Origin of the sequence: Spirillospora sp. NPDC048911, from assembly GCF_043198015.1 — a bacterium.
Classification (GTDB): Bacteria; Actinomycetota; Actinomycetes; order Streptosporangiales; family Streptosporangiaceae; genus Spirillospora.
In genome coordinates, this window is sequence record NZ_JBICUD010000016.1 from 104,304 (window position 1) to 125,589 (window position 21,286).

General features: G+C 70.5%; 17 protein-coding genes. 2 read left to right on the forward strand and 15 right to left on the reverse strand.

Translation table 11 applies throughout. The features are described from left to right. Positions 1–61 precede the first annotated feature (61 nt). Complete coding sequence (locus ACGFNU_RS47700) at positions 62–3,553, reverse strand: protein kinase (RefSeq protein WP_392603390.1); 3,492 nt, start codon at positions 3,551–3,553, stop codon at positions 62–64. Between the two features lie 249 nt (positions 3,554–3,802). Between ACGFNU_RS47700 and ACGFNU_RS47705 the strand changes: the two genes are divergently transcribed. Further along, entirely contained in the window at positions 3,803–4,027 is a 225-nt protein-coding gene (locus tag ACGFNU_RS47705; protein ID WP_392603391.1) for a hypothetical protein, read from the forward strand. Positions 4,028–4,420: 393 nt separating this feature from the next. On the opposite strand, the gene ACGFNU_RS47710 is transcribed toward ACGFNU_RS47705, so the two are convergent. After that, positions 4,421–5,149 (reverse strand): dienelactone hydrolase family protein, encoded by a 729-nt coding sequence (locus ACGFNU_RS47710; RefSeq protein ID WP_392603392.1) that lies wholly within the window; start codon positions 5,147–5,149, stop codon positions 4,421–4,423. A 929-nt stretch (positions 5,150–6,078) separates the two neighbouring features. Between ACGFNU_RS47710 and ACGFNU_RS47715 the strand changes: the two genes are divergently transcribed. Further along, positions 6,079–6,237, forward strand: coding sequence for a hypothetical protein (locus tag ACGFNU_RS47715; protein WP_392603393.1), 159 nt, complete (start codon positions 6,079–6,081; stop codon positions 6,235–6,237). Here ACGFNU_RS47715 and ACGFNU_RS47720 read toward each other — a convergent pair. The 13 genes from ACGFNU_RS47720 to ACGFNU_RS47780 form a co-directional block, all read right to left on the reverse strand. Next, positions 6,224–6,862 (reverse strand): hypothetical protein, encoded by a 639-nt coding sequence (locus ACGFNU_RS47720; RefSeq protein ID WP_392603394.1) that lies wholly within the window; start codon positions 6,860–6,862, stop codon positions 6,224–6,226. The genes ACGFNU_RS47715 and ACGFNU_RS47720 overlap by 14 nt on opposite strands. Positions 6,863–7,189: 327 nt before the next feature. Continuing rightward, positions 7,190–7,993, reverse strand: coding sequence for a class I SAM-dependent methyltransferase (locus ACGFNU_RS47725; protein ID WP_392603395.1), 804 nt, complete (start codon positions 7,991–7,993; stop codon positions 7,190–7,192). 58 nt (positions 7,994–8,051) lie between these two features. Next, positions 8,052–9,881, reverse strand: a complete 1,830-nt coding sequence (locus ACGFNU_RS47730) for an NAD(P)-binding domain-containing protein (RefSeq protein WP_392603396.1) — start codon at positions 9,879–9,881, stop codon at positions 8,052–8,054. Positions 9,882–9,888: 7 nt separating this feature from the next. Further along, a complete protein-coding gene (locus ACGFNU_RS47735) occupies positions 9,889–10,350 on the reverse strand; it encodes a type II toxin-antitoxin system RatA family toxin (RefSeq protein WP_392603397.1) in 462 nt (153 codons plus the stop codon). Then, entirely contained in the window at positions 10,347–11,936 is a 1,590-nt protein-coding gene (locus tag ACGFNU_RS47740; protein WP_392603398.1) for an aldehyde dehydrogenase family protein, read from the reverse strand. The genes ACGFNU_RS47735 and ACGFNU_RS47740 overlap by 4 nt, the downstream gene beginning before the upstream one ends. 156 nt (positions 11,937–12,092) lie before the next feature. After that, entirely contained in the window at positions 12,093–14,003 is a 1,911-nt protein-coding gene (locus ACGFNU_RS47745) for an anthranilate synthase family protein (protein ID WP_392603399.1), read from the reverse strand. Continuing rightward, positions 14,000–14,671, reverse strand: coding sequence for an isochorismatase family protein (locus tag ACGFNU_RS47750; protein WP_392603400.1), 672 nt, complete (start codon positions 14,669–14,671; stop codon positions 14,000–14,002). The genes ACGFNU_RS47745 and ACGFNU_RS47750 overlap by 4 nt, the downstream gene beginning before the upstream one ends. A gap of 16 nt (positions 14,672–14,687) precedes the next feature. Next, the gene (locus tag ACGFNU_RS47755; protein ID WP_392603401.1) at positions 14,688–15,458 is read right to left on the reverse strand and encodes a 2,3-dihydro-2,3-dihydroxybenzoate dehydrogenase; all 771 of its coding nucleotides are present in this window, start codon (positions 15,456–15,458) and stop codon (positions 14,688–14,690) included. 3 nt (positions 15,459–15,461) lie between these two features. Beyond that, positions 15,462–16,973 (reverse strand): amidohydrolase family protein, encoded by a 1,512-nt coding sequence (locus ACGFNU_RS47760; protein ID WP_392603402.1) that lies wholly within the window; start codon positions 16,971–16,973, stop codon positions 15,462–15,464. Then, positions 16,970–17,203 (reverse strand): phosphopantetheine-binding protein, encoded by a 234-nt coding sequence (locus ACGFNU_RS47765; protein ID WP_392603403.1) that lies wholly within the window; start codon positions 17,201–17,203, stop codon positions 16,970–16,972. Before ACGFNU_RS47765 ends, ACGFNU_RS47760 begins: the two co-directional genes overlap by 4 nt. Further along, positions 17,200–18,876, reverse strand: coding sequence for a (2,3-dihydroxybenzoyl)adenylate synthase (locus ACGFNU_RS47770; RefSeq protein ID WP_392603404.1), 1,677 nt, complete (start codon positions 18,874–18,876; stop codon positions 17,200–17,202). Before ACGFNU_RS47770 ends, ACGFNU_RS47765 begins: the two co-directional genes overlap by 4 nt. Next, positions 18,876–19,910, reverse strand: a complete 1,035-nt coding sequence (locus ACGFNU_RS47775) for a ketoacyl-ACP synthase III family protein (RefSeq protein WP_392603405.1) — start codon at positions 19,908–19,910, stop codon at positions 18,876–18,878. Before ACGFNU_RS47775 ends, ACGFNU_RS47770 begins: the two co-directional genes overlap by 1 nt. Then, entirely contained in the window at positions 19,907–21,280 is a 1,374-nt protein-coding gene (locus tag ACGFNU_RS47780; RefSeq protein WP_392603406.1) for a salicylate synthase, read from the reverse strand. The genes ACGFNU_RS47775 and ACGFNU_RS47780 overlap by 4 nt, the downstream gene beginning before the upstream one ends. Positions 21,281–21,286: the final 6 nt, after the last annotated feature.

Below are 21,286 nucleotides of genomic sequence, written 5' to 3' on the forward strand. Positions count from 1 at the left end.
GGAAGGAAGTTGTCTCGTGCGCATCGTTCCTCGGTCGCGTCCAGGATGCGCCTGGCTCCGGTCAGCAGGTCTTCCGGTACGGGACGTCGGGGATGTTGGCCTTCCACTCCGTCTCCGTCAGCGCCCCGGTGGTTTCGCAGAGTTCGGCCCGCAGCCGCCGCGGCCCGACCGAGTGGGTGCGAAAGCCGCCGGTGGAGTCCACGCTGACCAGCGACTGGCCGTCCGGCGTGAACGCCATCGCCAGCACTGTGCGGCGGTGGCCGGTGAACGGGATGCCGAGCGGGGTGCGGGTGCGCAGGTTCCACAGCTTGATCTCGCCGTCGGAGCCGGACTCGCCGTAGGCGACGGCCAGCATCCGGTCCCCCGCGTCGTGCACGGGCCGGGAGTAGCCGCCGGTCGGGGTGAGGTCCCCGGTGCGCAGGACGTTCCCCGTGCGGGCGAGCGTGGCCGGATCGTAGAAGGAGATGCTGGCCCGGAGCTCGGATGGGCCGTCGAAGACCACCTTCCCGTCCGCGCTGTACCGGCCCGCCTCCAGGCCCGTCGAGCCGCGCCGCAGCACCTTCCCGGACGGGAACTCCACGAGCGTGTGGCCCGAGAGCACCGCCCCGCCGTCCGGACGGAACGCCACCGCCCCCCACGGCTCCCCGCGCATCTCCCGGATCTGCCGCATCGGGGAGAGATCCCAGAAGGACAGGGACCTGCCCGCGTCGTCGGGACGGTGCCGGACGAGCGACCGTCCGTCCGGCGCGAAGGCCACGTTCTCGACGACCGGGTCCGAGTACTGGGTGACGGCGCCGGGGAGGGAGCCGGCCCGGGTCCGCTTCGACAGGTCCCAGATGTCGATCTTTCCGTCGCCCATGCCGGTCTTGACCGCCAGCATCCGGCCGTTCGGGCTGAGTTTGAGACCCGATCCCGTGCCGAACCGCTCCTCCGGCAGCTCGAACCGCTTGGCGAGCGGGCTGGTCGACCAGATCTCGACGGCCTCATTGTCCCTGAGCACCGCCATCGTGGAACCGTCGCGGCTGGAGGTCGCCAGGTTGTACTCGACGGGCTCGCTCGCGGGCCGCTGGGTGTAGCGCGCGACGTCGAGGGAGAACAGCACACCGTCGCCGCTCGTGCACCGCAGTTCGGTGTCGCCCGCGGTGAACCGGAAGGTCCCCTGCGCGCACTCGTCCATCGTGGTCGGGTAGCGCATGATCACGCCATCGTCCGGCGACACCCGCCACAGGTTCAGCTGGGTCGCCAGGAACTCGCCCGAGTGGCTGAAGGTCTGGTCCGCCCGCGTGACGCCCTTGTCGCCCTCCACCTCCTGGGAGGTGTTGGTGTCGAGCGACACCAGGCGCACACCGTTCTTGCCCGGCAGCGCCGCGGTCCGGCCGTCCGGGCTGAAACGGACCGCCTGGAAGCTGGGCTCGTCGCCGATGTGGAAGTCGGGCGTGGGGAGCTTCTTGCCGGTCCGCAGGTCGGTCCACGTGACCGTCTTGTGGGACTTGATCGACAGCACCGTCTCCCGCGGGGAGAACGACACGTAACCGATGATGCGCGGGTCGTGGAACGCCTGCCGGCCGGTGCGCGTGTCCCAGACGGTGATCCCGCCGCGGTTGGGGCCCGTCTCGGTCGCCGCCAGGTAGGTGCCCGCCGGGCTGAGCTGGATTTCGGCCGCGTTGACCAGGCCCTGGGCCTTGTAGCGGATCACGTTGCGGACGCGGAGGCCGGGCGCGGACAGGATGACGACCGTCCCGTCCAGGACGTCGACGGCGACGGTCTTGCCGTTGTCGGACACATCGACGCCGCCGACCCCGGCGGCGGCGCGGAAGGAACCGACCTTGTGCCCGCCGTCGGCATCCCACAGCCCGGCCTGGTTCCCGCCTGCGGCCGCCAGCAGCCGTCCGGAGCCGTCCAGGTCGGACCAGATCGCGTCGAAGTCGGGCAGCCGGACGGACCGCAACTCCACCTGGTGCCGGAGCGCGGCCAGCGCCGACCACGACTCGGGGGTGTCGGCGATCGACCCGGCCGCGACGGCGAGCCTGCGCGCCAGGTCCGGACGGCTGCGGCGCAGCGACTGCGCCAGCCCCGCGACCTGCGCGGACGCGGCGCGGTCGCGCTGCCCGACGACGGTCCGCCGCTGGTCGACCGCGACGACGGCCGCACCGATCGCGATGACCAGCAGGACCGACAGCCCGACGCTGATCAGCGCGCGCAACCGGCCCCGGCGCAGCGACAGGCCGGCGGCCGCGTCCAGGAAGCCGCGCTCGACCAGGTTGAGGGTCAGGTGGCGGCGGCCGGTCGCGGCCCACGACTGGGCGCGTTCCAGGGCCGTCCCCTGGTAGAGGTCGCTGCGCTTGCGGCCGTGGCCGTGCCAGAGCCGGGAGGCGTCCACGAGGTCCTGGTGGACGCCCAGTCCCGCGCGCTCGCCGTCGGACCACTCGCGCAGCCTCGGCCATGCACGGATGAGCGCGGCGCTGGACAGCGTGACGGTCCCGTCCGTCCAGACGAGGACGCCCGCGGCGGTGAAGTCGCGCAGGACACGGTCGACGACCCGGTCGTCGACCTGGCCGTCGGAGAACTCGTCCCGGCGCGCCGAGCGCAGCGTGTCCTCGGCGCGCTCGCCAGGCGCGACCAGCCGCAGCAGCAGTTGCGGCACGGCCTCCTGCTCGCGGACGCCCAGGCCGGTGAACACGACCTCCGCGAGTTCGGCGCGGGAGGGCTCGGGCGGCTCGGGCCGGTCGTCGGGGGCGGCCCTGCGGGTGGCCTCCTTCAGGTCGATCGCTCCGACCAGGCCGAGGAGCAGGTCCTCGGCGCCCGGACGGTCGGCCGGATCCTTCGCCAGCGACGCCGTCACCAGCGAGCGCAGCGGCTCCTCCAGCACGGAGGTGTCGGGATGGTGGGTCTCGACCTGGCGCGCGATCACGGGCGTGGTGTCGCCGGTGAAGGCGTGCCGTCCGGTCGCGGCGAACAGGACGACCGCGCCCCAGCCCCACACGTCCACCTTGGCGTCGCCGTGCTCGCCCCGGTACCGCTCCGGCGGCATGTACCGCAGGGTGCCCTTGAGCAGGCCGGTCGTGGTGGGCTGCTCCTCGATCCGGGCGATCCCGAAGTCGATGAGGCGCGGCCCGTCCGGGGCCAGCAGGATGTTCTCGGGCTTGAGGTCGCGGTGCACGATCCGCGCGCGGTGCACGCCCACCAGCGCGGTGGCCAGCCCGATCGCCAGGCGGCGCAGCTCGTCCGGTCCGTACGGCCCGGCGCGCTCGACGGCCTGCCGGAGGTTCGGCCCGGCGACGTGCTCGCTGACGACGAACGGGATCGGGCCGTCGAAGTCGGCGTGCAGGACCTTCGCGGTGCAGTAGGCGGCGACCTTCCGCCAGGCCCAGGTCTCCTTGCGGAGCATCTCGCGGTCGCGGTCGCGGACTCCGTGCAGGGCCTTGACGGCGACCCGCTCGCCGCCGGGCCCGTAGCCCTCGTAGACGACGCCCTGGCCACCCGCACCGAGCCGTCCATCGAGATAGAAGGAGCCGAGCTGGCGGGGGTCGCCGGGGTGGAGCGGTTCGGCCATGAGTCTCCTCGCGCTGCCGGTGCAACCCGATGATCATCTCATACAGACACTCATGTATGACTGTCCGTTCGACACCGCGCACGGTCGCTCGCACGCATATATGGCGTCGGAGTCAACGTCTTCTACCTCGAAAACGTTGACTCTGCCTTTGAGGCCATCACAGACAGTGATGACTCTCGGTAGTGTCCTAACTGCATGCCGTTGCCCTGACGGCCATGCGGTCCCGCACTCCCCTGAAAGGACTCGCCCGTGCGCGTGCTCGTACGTTCAGCCGTCCTCGCCCTGGCCCCCGTCGCAGTCATGATGGGGACGGCCGCTCCGTCCTCCGCCATCATCGACCCCGTGGGAGCGGTCACCTGCCTCTCCGAGACCCCCGCCGCCATCACGAATCTCGCCGATCCCGCAGCGGTCCTCGACCCTGCGGGTCTCCACCTTCCGGCCGAGGTGCCGGGCGTGTCCTGCCTCGCGCCCTGATCCTTCGTCGCCCATGGAAAGCCCAGGTCGGCTCTTCGGCGACCTGGGCCAACGCCGAGGGATGCTCGGCAGCAGGCCGGCCACGTCATGAGCAGTTACGCGCCATATCCAACCGGACGCCACCGACACCCGGCCTCACGGCCGGCAGCATGGCGGGCGTCCATTCAGGGTGGGTCGTGACCTGTGGGGTTGAGCTGGCTTGATCTTCGTTCCCCGCCGCCAGGTCACGACCGGTCCTGTGCCCCTGCGGATGATCCGCAGCAGCCGCCGCCCCTCGTCATCATCGATCTCCCGCACCCGTACCCGTTCGGCCATGCCGAACATTCTGGACTGGACCGAACGCGCTGGCCGGGAACGAGGTCCGGCCAGCGCGCCGAGCACTGCGATCTCGTGTCAGCCCAGATGCCGGGCGAAAAACCTCAGCGAGCTGTCCGCTTCGAACGACGGCACATCCCCGTGCTTGCCGGGGTTGGCGTGCAGCGTCTTCTCAGTCGAGGCCAAGGCGTCGAACAACGCCAGGCTCCGGTCCCGCGGCACCATCTGATCGTTCCACTGGACCAGGAACTGCACCGGCACGGTGATCCGCGCGGCGTCCTCGGCCAGCCCGTGCACACCGAGCAGGCCAAGCACCGCCGCGCGGATCCGGGGCTCTGCGGCGATGAGCGGGATACCGAGCCCGCAGCCCATCGACATGCCGCAGTAGCCCACCGGGCCGACGCCGACCTGGTCGAGGCGTTGGACCGCGCTCAGGATCGCTTGCCAGTCCGCGACGGCCTGACCAGCCAGATGGCTGTGCATGCCGGCGACCAGCGCGCCCGGATCCTCACCGGCGGCCATGCCGGCCCGCATCTCGGCCGCGATCCGGCCGAACTCCTCGTCCTTGGGCCGGTCGCCGTGGTTGGGCGCGTCGATCGCGACGACCGCGAACCCCTCGGCGGCGTAGCGGCGCGCGTGGGACACGATGCCGGTGGCCGTCTTGTGCTGCCCGCCGCCGTGGCCCAGCAGAATCAGGGGACGAGTACCGCAGGCGTCTTCCGGCGTCCACAGCACACCGGGGATCTCGCCGAGGGTGAAGAACTGTTCGGTGACGCCGTCCGACGACGTCCGGGCGGTGAAGCGCATCAGCGTTTCAAGCCTTTCGGGATGCCTTGTGCGGGCGCTCCCTAGGCCATGCAAAGGAGGGAGCCCCGACCTGTCACAGCGTTGATCGGTCTCACCTCCTTGAACTCGCAGTGGTACACGGCGACGCCGAAAATACCACAAAGATCATCACTCGCGCCTCGACGGAGCGAACGTTACGTGACGCGGCACCAGCTCCGTGGTGCGTGCCCCGCGCGTCCACCGGACTGTCGACGTGGCTCCTGCGAGACCAGCCGCCAAAGCAGCGGCTAGGCAGCTACCGGTTCGGGGGCAATACCCCGTAGGACGTGGGCTTGGATTCCAAGCGGGTCACCTGCTCAGGAATAGATGCCCTTTCGGCCTTACTTTGCCGCGAGTAGTTTCCACATCAGCATTGGCTGTTCCGCATGGACAGTTGCGGGCTCGGGCCGTCCCCGACCCAAAGCCGCATGATCAAACCCGGCGAAGGTTCGTGGACACCGCACTAGCCGCACCAACGCGGCGAAGTCGAGGGCGTCGGTCTCGGAGTCGCAGGTCTCGCTGTCCGTGCTGAGTCCGCACTCACGCCAGCGAACCCGCCTCTCCGCGCGAGCGGAGGTGGTCCTCGTGAAACGCGCCGCAGCGCGGCCTCGTCCGCGTTCTCTCCGCGCGGGCGGGGATGGTCCCGGCCGGCCGCCCGGCGCTTCGCGCGGTAGAGGGCGAAAGAGTCCCGACAGTGCGTGCAGCGACACTTTCCCGAGTTGTAGGCGCTGAGCGTGCCGTGTCGGTAGCGCCGCCCTTGATTATTCTCCTCGGTCCAACCGAGGGTGTCGGCCTTGGGGACCAAACGGCGTCGGGCTTCAGTCCAGTGGTCGTGCGGAAGACGAGAGCGCCACTACGTGATCCCAACAAAGCTCGCACGCAGTGAAGGCGCCACCGTCAGGCACCGCACCATGGCGTTCAAGCTCATCAAGTCGCTGGCGCGCCGTCAACGCACCTTGGTCGCGCTCGTCCAAGCCGGCGCGACGATCGCGGGCGGCAAGTTCGTCGAACGACCCGGCGATCAGGCCCCATCGCAGCCTAAGGATCAGCGAGCGCTTACCGATCGTTGAGGTCGAGGAGCACCGCAGTGCCGTCGTTACGCACCCGGAAGTCGACCGCGTTCTCCAGCCCCAGGACGAAGTCGGTGCGGCCATGGTGATCGGAGGTCATGACGTAAGCCCGTAGCAGGTGGAGGTCTACGGGCACCGGTCGATTGGGGTTTGGCTTGAGCAGCGTCACCAACCCCTGTTTGGATGAAAGGGAACGGGCGTAGCTGAATGAGATCTCCAGGTATGCATGGCCCGGCATTTTCACCTTCTTCTCCGACGGATCCTTGATCACTTCGGGGACGTACCGCACCACGTATCCGGGGAGCGGCTGGGAGGCGTCGAAGGTGAAGGTGACCCGGTCGTAGCCGTTGTGCTTGGCCGCTTGAACCTTGGTGAGGACACCATGGCCTGCGCTGATCCGAGGATGCTGACACAGGCTTGATGACCAGGAGCGTCGATCGCAGCGCGGCTTGTTCCGCAGGTGCCGGGGAGGTGATGACTGAGAATGCGACACCGAAGGGGTCGGGCTCGCGGGCGAAGAGGCAGTCGACCCGGTCCTGACCGCCTTGGCTGCATTTCCCCCGTCAGACCCGCATGCCGTGGCGCCAAGGAGAAAGACTGCAACTATGAGCCAGATCGAACGCATCGGTTGTGCCTCCGGGGCAGCGGGAAGACGCAATGCCGTTCAGGCTAGCCTCGCCCGCGCGGGGTGGCATGGTGGTCTGGCTCCTGTCGGTGGATGCGCTCAAGCGCGACGAGAACCGCTGCCATCCCGACGGCGAGGTGGAGCGGTTGATCAAGCTGTGCGCTGTTCGTTGTGCTGGTCGGTTCGGAAGGGAACGAGTTCTGCCCTTGGTCGGGGGGGGGGGGGGGGGGGGGGGGGGGGGCCGGGGGGGGGGGGGGGGTGGGGGGGGGGGGGGGGGGGGGGGGGGGGGGGGGGGGGGGGGGGCCCCCCCCCCCGACCAGGTATGGGCTACTTCTTTCGGCCGGTGGCGGTGATCAGTTCGAACGCCCACACGTTGAAGTCGGGGTGCACCAGCGCTTCGCGCAGGGTGTCCAGGTCTTCGGCGGTCATGCCGACCGCGGTGAGCGGGCCCTCGAGCTGACGCGTGTTCGACAGGTGCAGGAGGCAACCGGGGCTGCCGCCTGACCACGAGCTGATCTCGCCCGAGGTGGTGACGTCGGCCAGGCCGGCCTTGTGGAACGCGGTGGGCAGGCGTCGCGCCCAGGCCGAGTCCGCTCCGACGTGCTCCGCGAGCCCGACGATCGCCTTCTGGAACTTACGGAACGCGGCCGCCGACTCTTCGGTCGGGGCGGCGATCAGGTAGTCGGGGTTGGTGAAATCCCAGTCGGAGACGACGAGCACTCCGCCGGGTTCGAGCGCGGACACCAGCTTCTCCAGGACGGCCTCCCGCTCCGGCAGGTGCATCAGGACGAGCCGCGCGTGGATGAGGTTGAACTTCCCCGGAGGCTCTTCGCTGCGCACGTCGTGCTGGCGCGCTTCGAGGTTGTCCCTGTTGGGGACGTGCAGCGGCTTGATGTCGGTGGCCAGCACGGATCCCGTCGGGCCCACGGCGTCGGCGAGCCATGCCGCCACGGTGCCGCCGCCGGCACCGACGTCCCAGCAACGCCAGCCAGGCGCGGGGGCGATGTCGGACAGCGCGCGCACGCTCTGGTAGTCGCAGAGGTCGGAAAGAAGACGCAGCTGCTTGGCAGCCTCGTCGGTCTCGTTGTCGAAGAGATATTCGTTATCCTTCGGCTTCGCTTGTGTGGTCACCGTGCTCCTCCTCGCATGGATTTCCTGGCCTTTCCTGTGTGTTTGATTTGTCCTCCATCTATGCGGCTCGCAGGACGGCCGGGGCGTTGGTCTCGGCGGTCGCCTTGACGCGCTCCAGGGTCTTGCGCATGCCGTCCAGCAGTTCCTCGTTGTGGGCGTCGTAGCCGTCGAGCAGCATGTTGGCGAAGGACGCGCTGCGTTTACGCTGGGCGGGGCTCTGCCCGGAGACGTCCCAGCGCTCGGTGACCCGGGTGCCTCCGCCGTCCGGCTCCAGCACGTAGCTCCAGCTCACGCCGTTCGTGGTCGTCTGGAACGCGAAGGAACGGCCGGGCTCGGCCCGCTCCACCTTGTTGCTGGTGACCCAGAGCATCCGGCCGCGCCGGTTGATCCCGATGAAACGCGCACCGACACCGCGCTTCCGGCCGCGCCAGAAGCACCGGCGGCATTCGGGGCTCCAGTTCCCCATGCGGGTCACGTCGCTGATCAGGTTCCACACCGTGGCGGGAGCGGCGTCGATCCAGGTGGACACTTCCGCGGGCCGGTAATTGGCGGGCAGCGGGGGAACGTTCTTGCGAGCCCGTTTCGCGCCCTGGCGCCGCTCGGCCTTCAGCTCGGCCAGATACGGGTAGTGGTCGACCTGCATCGTGTGCCGGCCGGACCGTACGTAACGCTTGGCCAGTGCCTTCTTGTAATCGTTGATCTCGCGCCACATCTTCGCCGTCGAGGGCAGGGCGGCGGAGCCGTCCAGCAGGTCGGCCACCCAGTGGGCCTGCGCCTCCGAAAGGACCATGGTGGCGCCCAGCGGCTGGAACAGGCCGATGAAGTACAGGCCGGGGTGGTTCGGATCGACCACCCGGTGGAACAGCGAGACGTCGTTGTCGGCGGGCGCGATCACGTTCTCGTCGAGGAACGGGAAGGTGATCTTGTAGCCGGTGCAGTAGATGACCGCGTCCATGGCCTCGCTGCTCCCGTCCACGAAATGGACGGTGTCGCCGTCGAAGCGGGCGATGTTCGGCTTGGCGATGATGTCGCCGTGGCCGAGCCGGCCGAGGAGCGTGTCGGAGACGGTCGGGTGGGAGTTGAACAGCTTGTGGTCCGGCTTGGGCAGGCCGTAGTCGGTGACGCTGCCGATCGTCACGCGGAGCAGGGCGGCCATGATCCAGCGCTGCATCTCGCGCGGCACCACCCGGGTCAGGAACGGGCTGATCATGTCGTCGCCGGGCGTGCCGAACATGAACTTGGGGAAGACGTAGCCACCGCGGCGCACGGACAGGACCGTGCGGGCCGAGATCGCTGAGGTCTCGACCGCGATGTCCGACGCGGAGTTGCCGAAGCCGACCACGAGCACCCGCTTGTTCGCGTACTCGTCGGGGACCTTGTAGTCGTGGGAATGCGTCTGGACGCCGGTGAAGGTGTCCGCGCCCGGAAAGGCGGGCTCGGGGTAACGCGGCACGGAGTGATGCCCGTTGGCCACCAGGACGGCCCGGTACCGCCGGGTCGTCTCGGCGCCGGTGTCACGCTGCCGGACGGTCACGTCCCAGCTGCCGTCCACGGGCTCCACCCGGACGACCTCGGTACGGAACGAGATCTTGTCGCGGAAGCCGAAGTGGTCGACGAAGTCGTCGAAGTACTCCGCCACCTGCGAGTGGTGGGGGTAGTGCGGATACGTCTCGGGCATCGGATAGCTGCGGTACTCCGAGAGGTGCCGCGAGGTGTTGATGTGCAGCGACCTGTAGCCGGACGACAGGCCGTTGTCGTTGGGGTAACGCCAGTTGCCGCCGACCGCGGAGCCGGCCTCGTAACAGTCGAAGTCGATGCCGCGCTCTCGCAGGACCTGGCACGAGGCGATCCCCGATCCGCCGGCCCCGATGATGCAGACCTTTTCCATGATTGGTTCACTCCTCTGCTCGAAGGTCCCGCAGGTGGTGACCGCCGGCCGTGACGCGGGCCGGACCCGCGATCGCGGCGATGACCTGGTGGGCGCTGCGGACCAGGACGCGGCCGATGGCCGAGTCGATCGCGCCGGCGAGATGCGGCACGCTGGTGCGGTAGCTCACCTCGAAGACCACCTCGGCGCCGCCCGGGACGTCGGTGCTCGTCCACGCTCCGCTGAGCTGCTGGAACTGGCCGGAGACCTGCTCGAACTCGATGCGGTGCGGCTGCACCGCCCGGCTGCGCTGTACCCAGGTCGCCGTGCCGCCGCGGAACGCGAGCACCCACTGGCTGCTCCCGTCGCCGGTCGCGGAGATGGAGACGATGTCGTCGGCGTGGGCCGGATGGCTCGACTCCTCGCCGAGGCGCGCGGTCACCTCGGCCGCGGTGGCCGGGACCGTGACTTTCAGTACTCGGGAGGTCATCGGAGGGCTCCTCGGTGGTCCGCCGGACGCAGGATGCTGACGCCCTGCAGGTGCGTGGTGCGCAGCATCGGGTGGCTCGCCTCGCCGAAGGCGCCGCCGGTGAGGCCGGTCCCGCCCTGGTTGGGCAGGAAGGGCAGGAACCCGTCGTGCGAGTCGTTGATCTTCAGGTTGCCGCCGTTGGTGACACCGTCCAGGACGCGCTGGATGAACTCCGGCCCGGTGGACCAGAAGGAGTTGCGCAGCCCGTAGGTGTTGGCGTTCACGAAGGCGAGCACCTGGTCCAGCAGTGCGCTGTCCGGAGTCCCCGCGTCGGGGACGATGACGGGCAGCAGCGGGAAGAACGTCTCGTCGCGGACGACCGACAGCGATCTGGCGTCGTCGAGACCGTCGACCCGGACGACGGTCGGCTCCACGAAGAATCCGGTGTCGGACGGCGACCCGTCCACCTCGAGGCGGCGGCCGCCGTGGACCAGCCGTGCACCCTTGCCCAGTGCCTCGCCGAGGCAGCCGTAGAACCAGTCGACGCCCAGCACGGGGGTGAGGACCACCTCCGGCTCCTCCGGGTATCCCGGCTGGATCTCCTTGATGGCGACGGTCAGCCGGTCGAGGAGCTCGTCGGCGATGGCGGGATGGGCGATCACCTGGTTGGGGACATTGCAGATCTGCCCGGAATTCAGGAAGAAATGGGTGATCGAGTCGATGGCGGCGTCCAGGTCGGCGTCACGCCAGACGACGCAGCAGTCGTTGCCGGCGAGTTCCAGGATCGGCTTCTTGCCGGTCGCGATGCAGTCGCGCTCGAATTCCATGCCCTTCTTGCTGCCGCCGAAGTAGAGAACGTCGTTGACGTGCGGGCTGGCCAGCCAGGCGTCGAGCATGGGCGGCCCGCACAGGACGTTGACCGTCCCGGGCGGGGCCCCGGCCTCCGCCAGCACCGGCGCGACGACCTCGCGGATCGCGTACATGCAGCTGAGGGCGACGCCACGCGGCGCGCGAACCACCGCGGTGTTGCCGGAGAGCAGGGCGGTCAGGCCGTTCAGGGCGTTGACCGTGGCGGCGTTCTGCGGCGGGTTGATGCAGACGACCCCGTCGGGGACGCGCCGCAGGATCATTTCGCGGTCACCGTCCTGCCGGCGGAATTCCAGCTGGCCGGCGCACCACTCGAGCGTCTCGGGGCTCCAGCTCGTCAGCGGCAGCCCGCCGATCATGCCTTGGGCGGCCGAGCGCGGGGTGCCCTCGGCGACCAGAAGCTCGACCAGGGGGTCGAGGTGCTGACTGATCCGGTCCGCCAGCAGGCGCCCGATCTCGATCCGGTCGCGCAGCGGAACCCCGGCCCAGGCGGGCGCGGCCTCGGCGGCCGCTTGCAGGGCCAGCTCGACCGTGCCGGCGTCGGCGACGGCACAGGCCCCTACGACCCGCTCGTCGGCCGCGTCCGGGACGGCGGCTCCCTGGTCCAGGTCACGCTTCAGCGCCAGGCTGGGGAAAGTGTCCTCGATAATCGCCCGGGCCGTGACCGTGTGCACGAATTGTGCGTCGTCCGCGACGACATCTCGGCCATTGATGTAAGCGGGAAGACTCCCGAACTTCACCTTGGCCCCCTTTCGATCGAACCGGCTCGACTTGCAATATGAAAACGCTACGTCGCGCCCTGAGCACCGGACAACGGCCGGGATATCAGGGCTGTTTATCGGTAGGGCAGCCCGGGTTATTGCCACACCTCGACCGGCGCCGCAATAACCGTCTGATCAGTTCTTCTTCTCGGCCTGGCCGGTCTTCTTCTCGGCGAGGAGGTCGCCGAGGAACTCGGCGAGGAGCTCCGCGCCGTTGCGCGTCAGCACCGAGGCCGGATGGAACTGCACCGAGGTGAACCCCGGTCCGCGGAGGGCGTGGACCTCGCCGGTCACCTCGTCGCGGGCCGCCACGATGCCGTCCTTCCAGGCCCCGTACGCGATGCGGTCGGACTGGCTGTGCGCCGCGAACGTGTTGTAGAAGCCCACCAATTCGGTCCGGCCGAAGATTTCGATCTTGCGCTGCATGCCCTGATTCGGGAACCGGATGGGAACGAGCTCCAGGCCGAGCAGGGTACTGAGCACCTGATGGCCCAGGCAGACCGCGAAGAAAGGCTTGCCCCGGGCGAGCAGCCGGCTCACCACGGCGCGCATTTTCGCGATCTTCGGATCGTCGTGATCCCGCGGATCGCCGGGACCCGGGCCGACGATGACGAGATCGTGCTCGTCCAATCGGAATTCCTCGTCGAATCGCCGGATGGTCACGTTCAGACCCAGCTCGCCCAGCAGATGCCGGGCCATCGCCGTGAAGGTGTCCTCGGCGTCGATGATCAGGACGTCGGGCCGGGCCGGGCCGGAGTCCAGCCGGACCCGGCCTTCGGAGCCCGCGAGCCAGAACGGCGACAGCGGCACGTTCCGTTCGTCCAGCGCCCGCCGCACCTCCGGATGATCGGCGATCCGCACCGAGGCGTCGCCCGCGCGCGTGCACTCGCCGCGCAGTGCTCCGAGGAGGCCGGCCGCCTTGGCCCGGGTCTCCGCCGCCTCGGAGTCGGGGTCGGAGTCGCGCACCAGCGTGGCGCCGACCGAGATCCGCATCCGCCCCGAGGCGTCGATGTCGGCGGTGCGGATGAGGATCGCGGAGTCCATGGCCGGCGCACCGGCGTCATCCCGGCCGATCAGTGCCACGACCCCGGCGTAGTAGCCGCGCCCCTCGGGCTCGAACCGGCTGATCGTGCGGCAGGCGCTCTCCAGCGGCCCGCCCGTGACGGTCGGCGCGAACATCGTCTCGCGCAGGATCTCCCTGGCGTCCAGCGAGCTGCGGCCGCTGATCAGGTACTCGGTGTGCGCGATGCGTCCCAGCGGCTTGAGGTAGGGGCCGTCGGCCCGGCCGCCCTCGTCGCAGACCCGGCCCATCATCTTCAGTTCCTCGTCGAGGACCATGTAGAGCTCGTTGGCCTCCTTGGGGTCGGACAGGAACCGCAGGACACCGTCGAGTTCCGGCCCGTCCGGCGGATAGCGGTAGGTCCCGCTGATCGGGTTCATCACGACCGTGCCGGCGTCGAGACTGACGTGCCGCTCGGGCGACGCGCCGACGAAGGTCCGCTCGCCGGTGTGGATGATGAAGGTCCAGTGGCTGCCGATGTCCTTGCCGACCAGCCGCCGGAAGAAGGCCAGCGCCGTCCGCTGCGACCAGTTCTCGATGGACGAGACGAACGACCGCTTGATCACGAAGTTGGCTCCGGTGCCCGAGCCGATCTCCGAGGCGAGCACGCGCCGCACCGTGTCGGCGTACTCCGCGTCGGAGGAGTCGAAGTCCCCCTCCCCCAGCTCGATCGGCCCGTCCGGCAGCCGTTCCAGCACCTCGGGCAGGTCCAGCACCGCCTGGTCGGTGACGGTCATCGCCAGCAGCGGCGCGCCGTCGTCGGGGAAGGCGAAGCCGCGCTCACCGATCTGCCGGTACGGCAGGACGGCGAGGACCTCGTGGCGTCCACGTCCGCCCGCGGGCGGCAGCGGAATGTCGGCGGTCCCCGGCACGGCCGCGGTCTCCCCGACGAGCACGTCGATCGAGTCCGCCGCCGTGCCCGGCCGGTGCAGCAACGCGTACGGCGGCGGGTCGTCGCTCAGGACGGCGTCCAGCAGCGCGTTCATGACGCCTTCCCGCGCAGCGCCACCGGCGCCTTCTCGCGCAGTGCCGCCAGCGCGGTCCGCGTCGACACGGTGACCGAGCAGCGCGACGCCGCGTAGTCCAGCGCGAGCCGGTGGTACTCGAGCGAGAAGTCGGCGACCGCGTCACCGACGAGGAACGTCTGGATGTCGTGGGAGAACCCCTCGTGGGCGGTCATGAGGATCCCCACGTGCGCGTACACCCCGCAGATCACCAGCTGGTCGCGGCCCTGCTCGCGCATGAGCGCGAGCAGGTCGGTGCGGCAGAACGCGCTCGGCCGCCATTTGGTCAGCACGATGTCCCCGGGCGCGGGGGCCAGCCGATCCAGGATCAGCCGGTGGGCCGGATCCCTGCTCATCCCCGGCCCCCAGAAGTCCTTGAGCAGGCCGCGGTCCGCCTCCGACATGCCGCCGGGCTGGGCCGTGTAGGCCACCGGAACGCCCGCCGACGCGCAAGCCGACCGCAGCGCCGAGACGTTCTCGACCAACTCCTGCGCCGGTGACTGATCGGCTTCGAACGGGGACAGGAAATAGTTCTGCATATCGTGGATCAGCAAGACCGCGCGTGCCGGATCGATCGTCCACTCCGCGATGTTCTGCGGCAGGTCCTGCTCGGCGGGCATGGGGTACGGTGCGATCGCTTGAATGGCCATCTCATCTCTCCAAACTTCAGACGCCTAGGGCTGCGCCCCCGTCGACGGTCAGCTCGTGCAAGGTGACGTGCGAGGCCCGGTCGGACAGCAGGAAGAGCACCGCGTCGGCGACGTCTTCGGGCTGGGCCAGCCGGCCGAGCGGGATGCCGACGCGGAATCGTTCCGGGGAGCCCGCGATCGAGACACGCCCGGCGTCGGCGCCGTTCCACAGCGACGTCAGCATCGGGGTCTCGGTCGATCCCGGCGCGACCACGTTGCAGCGGATCCCATGGCCGGCCAGCTCCAGTCCCAGGCTCTTGGTGAAGCTGGTGGCGGCCGCTTTGGACGCCGCGTAGGCGGCCATGTCCCATCGCGGGGTCCGGGCGGAGTTCGACGCCACCGTGACGATCGCGCCCGAACCGCGCGGGATCATCCGGTTGGCCACGGCCCGGCTGACGTTGAACACGCCGGTCGTGTTGACCGCGAAGGTCGTCTCCCAGTCGGCGTCGGCGAGCGAGGTCGCCGCGCCGGTGCGGAGCACGCCCGCCGCGTTGACGAGATATTCGATGGGCCCGAGATCCCGCTCGGCCCGGTCCACCACCGCCTCCGTCTCGGAACTGGAGGCGACGTCCGCGCTGTACCCGCGGACCTCGTCACCGGCCTCGCTCAGGGTCTTGACGAGCTGGTTCAGCGTCTCGGTGTTCCGGTCGATCGCCGCGACCCGGGCGCCGGCACCCGCCAGCGCGCGCACCACGGCCTCGCCGATACCGCCTGCCGCCCCGGTGACCAGGGCTGTCTTGTTCCGCATGATTCACCTCTCAGCCGGATCGTCCGCGCGTCCGCCGGGTCGTCCGGATCGTCCGGGCGGACGCCGGGTCACGGCGGCGACCACGTCGGGGGCGATGCCGAGGCAGCGCACCGAGAAGCTCTCGAGGGCCTCGAGGTAGTGCGCTTCGAGCTCCGCCTCGTCGTGGGCGGTGGCCCGGCCGGCCTCGACCACGATCTCGCCGCCGACCATCACGGTGTCGATGTCGTTGGAGCCGCCGAGGGCCAGGAACCCCTCCAGCGGGCGCGGGTTGAGCAGATACCGCCAGTCGTCGGCCGGGATCAGCACCAGGTCGGCCTGCTTGCCCGGCTCCAGGCTGCCGATCTCCCGGTCCCAGTCCAGACCGCGCGCGGCGATCCGGGTGGCCATCGCCAGCGCGTCGGTCGGCAGCACCTCGGTGGGGTCGGCGTACATCTCGGTGAACAGCTGCCAGGTGGTCCGCATGGCCTCGGCCATGCCTCCGACGGGAAGGGCCGCGCCGTCGGTGGACAGCGAGACGTCGAGACCGGCCCGCCGGAGCTCGGGGATCATCCGGGTCTCGGTGAGCGTCGACTCCCCCGCCGGCCCGTACTTGGCCGGTGACGTGCTGACATGGACGTCCGCGTCGACGAGCAGCTTGCGCTCCCGGTCGTCGGCGAACGCGCAGTGCACCGCCATGAACCGGGGGGACAGCAGCCCGAGATCGGCGAACCGCTGGACCGGGGTGGCCCCGAAGTAGGCCTGCATGGCCTCGGACTCGTTCCGCAGCGCACCGACATGGGTCGCGAACGGAACGTCGAAGCGGGACACCAGCTCGGCGAGCCCGCCCCCGAGTTCGTCGGTCATGTTGGTGCCGTACACGGCGGTCGGCCGGGCCCGGATCAGGCCGCTCCGGTCGGCGGCGCACGCGTCCAGCAGCGCCTCGATACGGCGCAGGACGACGTCGGCGTCACGCGTGCGGCGGAAGCGCGACTCTCCCGGCGGGCAGACCGCGTCGCTCGCCCAGGTGCTGACCACGCACCGCATCCCGAGGTCGCGGGCCGCCTGGACGAGGGCTTCGGGCCGGTTGACCGAGCCGACGTCGCCGAGCGTGGTCACCCCGGAGCGCAGCTGGGTCCACATGGAATAGCGGGCGATGGCGACCGCCTCATCGGGGGTGAGCTGGTCGATCCGGCCGGTGAACGCGTCGAAGGCCAGCGAGATCCGCGAGAGGTCGCCGCCGAGCGCCATGAACGCCGGTTCGTCCTCCCGGTCGTGCGAGGGGCGCAGCGCTCCCTTGAACGGAAGCCGCAGGGCGAACAGCTCGTGCCAGTGCGGGTTGACGAATCCGGGGAGGATCATCTTGCCGCGCGCGTCGACGACGCGGAGGCCGTCTCGCGGTGCCAGCCGTTCCACGTCGGCGGCCGGCCCGGCGGCCGTGATCCGGTCGCCGTCCACCAGGACCGCCCCGGCCGGCACGACCTGTCCTTCGGCGTCCGCCGGGTAGAGGAAGCCGCCCGTGATCAGCGTCGCGGTCATGCCCCGGCCACCGCCTTCAGGTGCGCCGTCCACGCCGCCACGGTCGGCTCGGCCGCCAGCTCGGTGAAGTCGGCGTCGATGCCCTGCCGCCGCCAGCGGGTGACCAGGCGCATCATCTCCAGCGAGCCGAGCCCCAGGACGATCAGGTTGGCGTCGTCGGCGATCGCGCCGGGATCCGTTCCGATGATCTGTGCGACGGTCTCCCGGAGACCGTCCGTCGAGATGGTCATGCCGCGTTCCCTTCCGTGCCGCCGGACGTCCAGATCCGGGGATGGTCTCGGTCCGCGGCCGCCGCGGCCAGGACCTTCTTGTCGATCTTGCCGAGCGGGGTGAGCGGGAAATCCGCGACGATCTCGACCCGGTCGGGCAGCTTGTATTCGGCGAGGCCGCGCTCGTGCAGCGCCTGCCTCAGCTCGGGCAGCGCCGGCGTGCTCAGCGGGCAGACCAGGAAGGCGTAGATCCGCTCACCGAGCATCTCGTCGGGGACGGGCACCACGGCGGCCCTGGTCACGCTCGGGTGGGCGAGCAGATGGCCCTCCACCTCGCCCGCGGAGATCTTGTCGCCGCCGCGGATCACGACGTCCTTCAGCCGGCCCTCGATCACCAGGTCGCCCTCGGGCGTGACGCTGGCCACGTCACCGGTCCGGTAGAAGCCGTCGGCGGTGAACGCCCGCCGGTTGTGGACCTCCGCCTTGTAGTAGCCCTGCAGGGTGTACGGGCCGCGGGCGTACAGCTCACCGGCCGTGCCGGACGGCACGTCGCGGCCGTGTTCGTCGACGATGCGCACCTCGTCGGCGGGCGACACCGGGCGGCCCTGGGTCCGCAGGACGGACTCCGGCGCGTCGTCCGGGCGCGACATCGACAGCAGGCCTTCCGCCATGCCGAACACCTGCTGGAGCCGGCAGCCCAGCTCGGGTTCGATGCGCGCGGCGACCTCGGGCTGCAGCCGGGCGCCGCCGATCTGCAGGAGGCGCAGGCTGGACAGGTCGGCCTCGACCCATTCGGCAGCCTCCAGCCAGAGCTGCGCGACCGTCGGCACCGCCGAGGTGACGGTGGCGCGCTCCCGCTCGATGAGGCCGAAGCACGTCTCGGGGTCCGGGCTCTCGGCCAGGACGACGGTTCCGCCCGAGCGCAGCGTTCCGATCACTCCCGGGCAGCCCCAGGTGAAGTTGAACTCCACCGGCAGCGCGGCCAGGTAGACGTCGTCGCCCGAGACCTCGCACAGCTCGGCGACCACCCGGGTCTGGTAGGAGTAGTCGTCGTGGGTCCGCGGGATCAGCTTCGGCAGCGCCGTCGTGCCGCCCGACAGCAGGAAGAACGCCACGTCCGAGGGGTCGCAGGGCGGGAAGCCGCCCGGGTCGGCGTCCACCTCGGCCAGCGGGAGCATCCGCGGGTCGGGCAGCTCCCCCGAATCCGAATCCGAGTCCGGTCCCTGGACGAAGACGTGCCGCAGCGTGGGCACCTCGTCGAGCATCTGGGCGCCGAGCGCGGTGTGGTCGAAGCCGCGGTGTTCGGCGGGGATCACATAGCCGGTGGCCTCGGACAGCGAGCACAGGTGCCCGATCTCGTTGGCCCGGTGCGAGGCCAGCGAGAAGACCGGCTTCGCGCCCATCCGGAAGAGGGCGAACGCGACGATGATGAACTCTGGGACATTCGGCAGTTGCAGCACGACGCGGTCGTCCGGCCGGATCCCCTGGCGCTGGAAGCCGGCCGCGGTCCGGTCGATCCGCTCGGCCAGTTCCGTGAAGCTCAGCCGCCTGGACCCGCTCACCATGGCCGTCTTGTCGCCGAAGGCCCGCGCCCAGGCCGCCGGCAGTTCGCTGAGACTCTCGCCGGTCCACAAGCCGTCACGCCGGTAGCGTTCGGCCAGCGCCGCCGGCCAGGAGGTGCATCCTTCCAACATCAGTGGTCTCCGTAAGGGTTGAGGATCTCCAGCACCGCGCAGCCGGCCTCCATGCCGGGCGCGCTGCCGATGAGCAGGACGTACTCGCCGGGAGCCACGGCGCCCTCCGTCCACAGCCGTTCGAGGCCGATGAACAGGTCGCCGGCGCCGGCGTGCCCGATCCGGCGGGTGAACTCCCAGATGCCGCGGTCGAGACTGACGCCGAGCGGGTCGAGGAACATGGCCTGGAGCGAGCCCTGGGCGAATCCGGTGTGGCAGACCCGGGCCACCTTGTCGATCGAGATCCCCGCCTCGTCCATGGTCCGCTCGGCCAGCTCGGAGACGCACTCGCCGAAGTGGCCCATCGGCGGCGCGACGCCGAGCGCCCACTGCTTCCGCCAGTACTCGCTGCGCTCCTCGAAGTTCAGCCCGCGGCCCACGGTGACGCCGGGCGGGAACAGCTCTTCGCCACCGCGATGGAGCTCCTCCATCCCGGGGTTGGAGAGCGAGCCGATGGCGGCGACCCGGGCGAAGCCGCCGCGGCGGGAGACGACCGCGGCCGCGCCGCCGTCGGCGAGCAGGAACATCTTGGACGCGCGCCAGCGGTCGACCAGCGGCGTCGAGTAGTTGTCGGCGGCCGTGAGCAGCACGGCGTCGTGCGCCGGGTCGGCCGCCAGGCGGAAGGTGGCCAGTTCGAGGCCGGCCAGCAGCCCGAGGCATCCCAGTCGCACCTCGACCGCGCTGATCGGGCGGTCCAGCGTGTGCCGGAGCACGTAGTGCGGGGCGGACCAGCCGTCCGGGCCCTGATGGAAGCTGGAGCTGTGCATCAGGGCGCCGAAGTCGTCGGCCGCGTGCCCCGAGCGCTGCAACGCGATGTGAGCGGCGCGCACGGCCATCTCGGGCGCCGGCAGGTCGCCGGCCACCGCGACCGACTCCATCCCGGACGCCTCGCGGTCGGCCGCGTCGTACCAGGACTCGCGGACGGCCCGCTCGGTCGTGACGGTCTCGGGCAGCCAGGCGCCGAGGCCCGACAGGAAGACGTCGTCGATCCTCATCGCCGGTCACCCCCGTCCGCCGGGACGAGGAACCGGGCGACGCTGTCGAGCTTCTCGCAGGTCTCCTCGTACTCCCGCTCGGGCGTGGACTGCCCGACGATGCCGGCGCCGGCCCGCAGCCACGTGCGGCCGTTCACGCGGTACGCGCTGCGCAGCACGAGTGCGGCGTCCAGCTCGCCGGTGTGGTCGACGGTCATGACCGCGCCGCTGTAGAGGCCGCGCGCCTCGCTCTCGTGCCGCCGGATGTTGCGATAGGCGGCCTCCTTCGGCACGCCGGAGGCGGTCACGGCGGGGAAGACCGCCCCGAAGGCGTCCCAGGCGCGGCGGCCCGCGGCGAGGCGGCCGGCGACGCGGGACGCCAGGTGCTGGACGCTGCCGCGCTCCCGGATCGCCATGAACTCCGGCACCTCGATGGACCCGGGCTCGCAGACGTCGACCAGCTCGTCCGCCCCGACCTTCACCGAGATCGCGTGCTCGTAGACCTCCTTGGCCGAGCCGAGCAGATCGGCCCGCAGGACCTCGTTCTCCAGCAGGTCCGGGGTGAGCGCGCGGGTGCCGGCCAGCGGCTGGCTGGCCACCCGGCCGTCGGCCGTCACCCGGCAGACGATCTCCGGGCTGAAGCCGAGCGCCTCGACGCCGCCGAGGTCGAGCACGAACGACCGGGCGGGGTTGTTGCCCTCGCGGCCGGCCAGGTAGGTGGCGACCAGATCGATCTCCTGCTCCACGTCCACGACGCGGGAGAGGATCACCTTGTGCAGCTCTCCCCGCTTGATCTCCTCGATCGCCCGCTTGACCGTCAGCTGGTAGGCCTCCGCGCCCAGCCCGCGCACGTCCAGCGGAGCGGGCGCGCCGCGCGGGATCGGAGTCGGCTCGGTGACGGCGGTCATGAGGGCGGTGAGCGTTCCGGTGTCGGCGGCGCGCAGGTGGGCGTGACCGTCGGCGAGCCGCACCTCCGCCCGCGGGATGACCAGATGCAGCAGGCGGCCGTCGCCGACATGGTCGAGCGCGCCGTCGGCGACGGCACCGTCGGCGACGGCACCGTCAGTGACGGCACCGTCAGTGGCGTAGGACAGCTCGAAGGCCGCCCAGCCGTACGCGCGCCATTCGGGGATCGTCACCTGGTCGAGCAGCTCGGCCACCGCGTCCAGGGGCCGGCCGTCCCAGGGCCGGACGGCTTCGGGAGCATCCTGCTGGACCAGCCGCGCGCCGGTCCGGTCCAGGGTCAGTTCGGCCAAGGCTCCGCCGGCGTACGACCAGTGGCCGCCGCTCTCGTACACGACGTACGAGTCGTGCAGGCCCATCCCGGCGAGCCGGGAGGCGACCCGCAGCGGATCCTCGGTGAGCGGGATCCGGGTCTCGAAATAGTGCATCGGGGC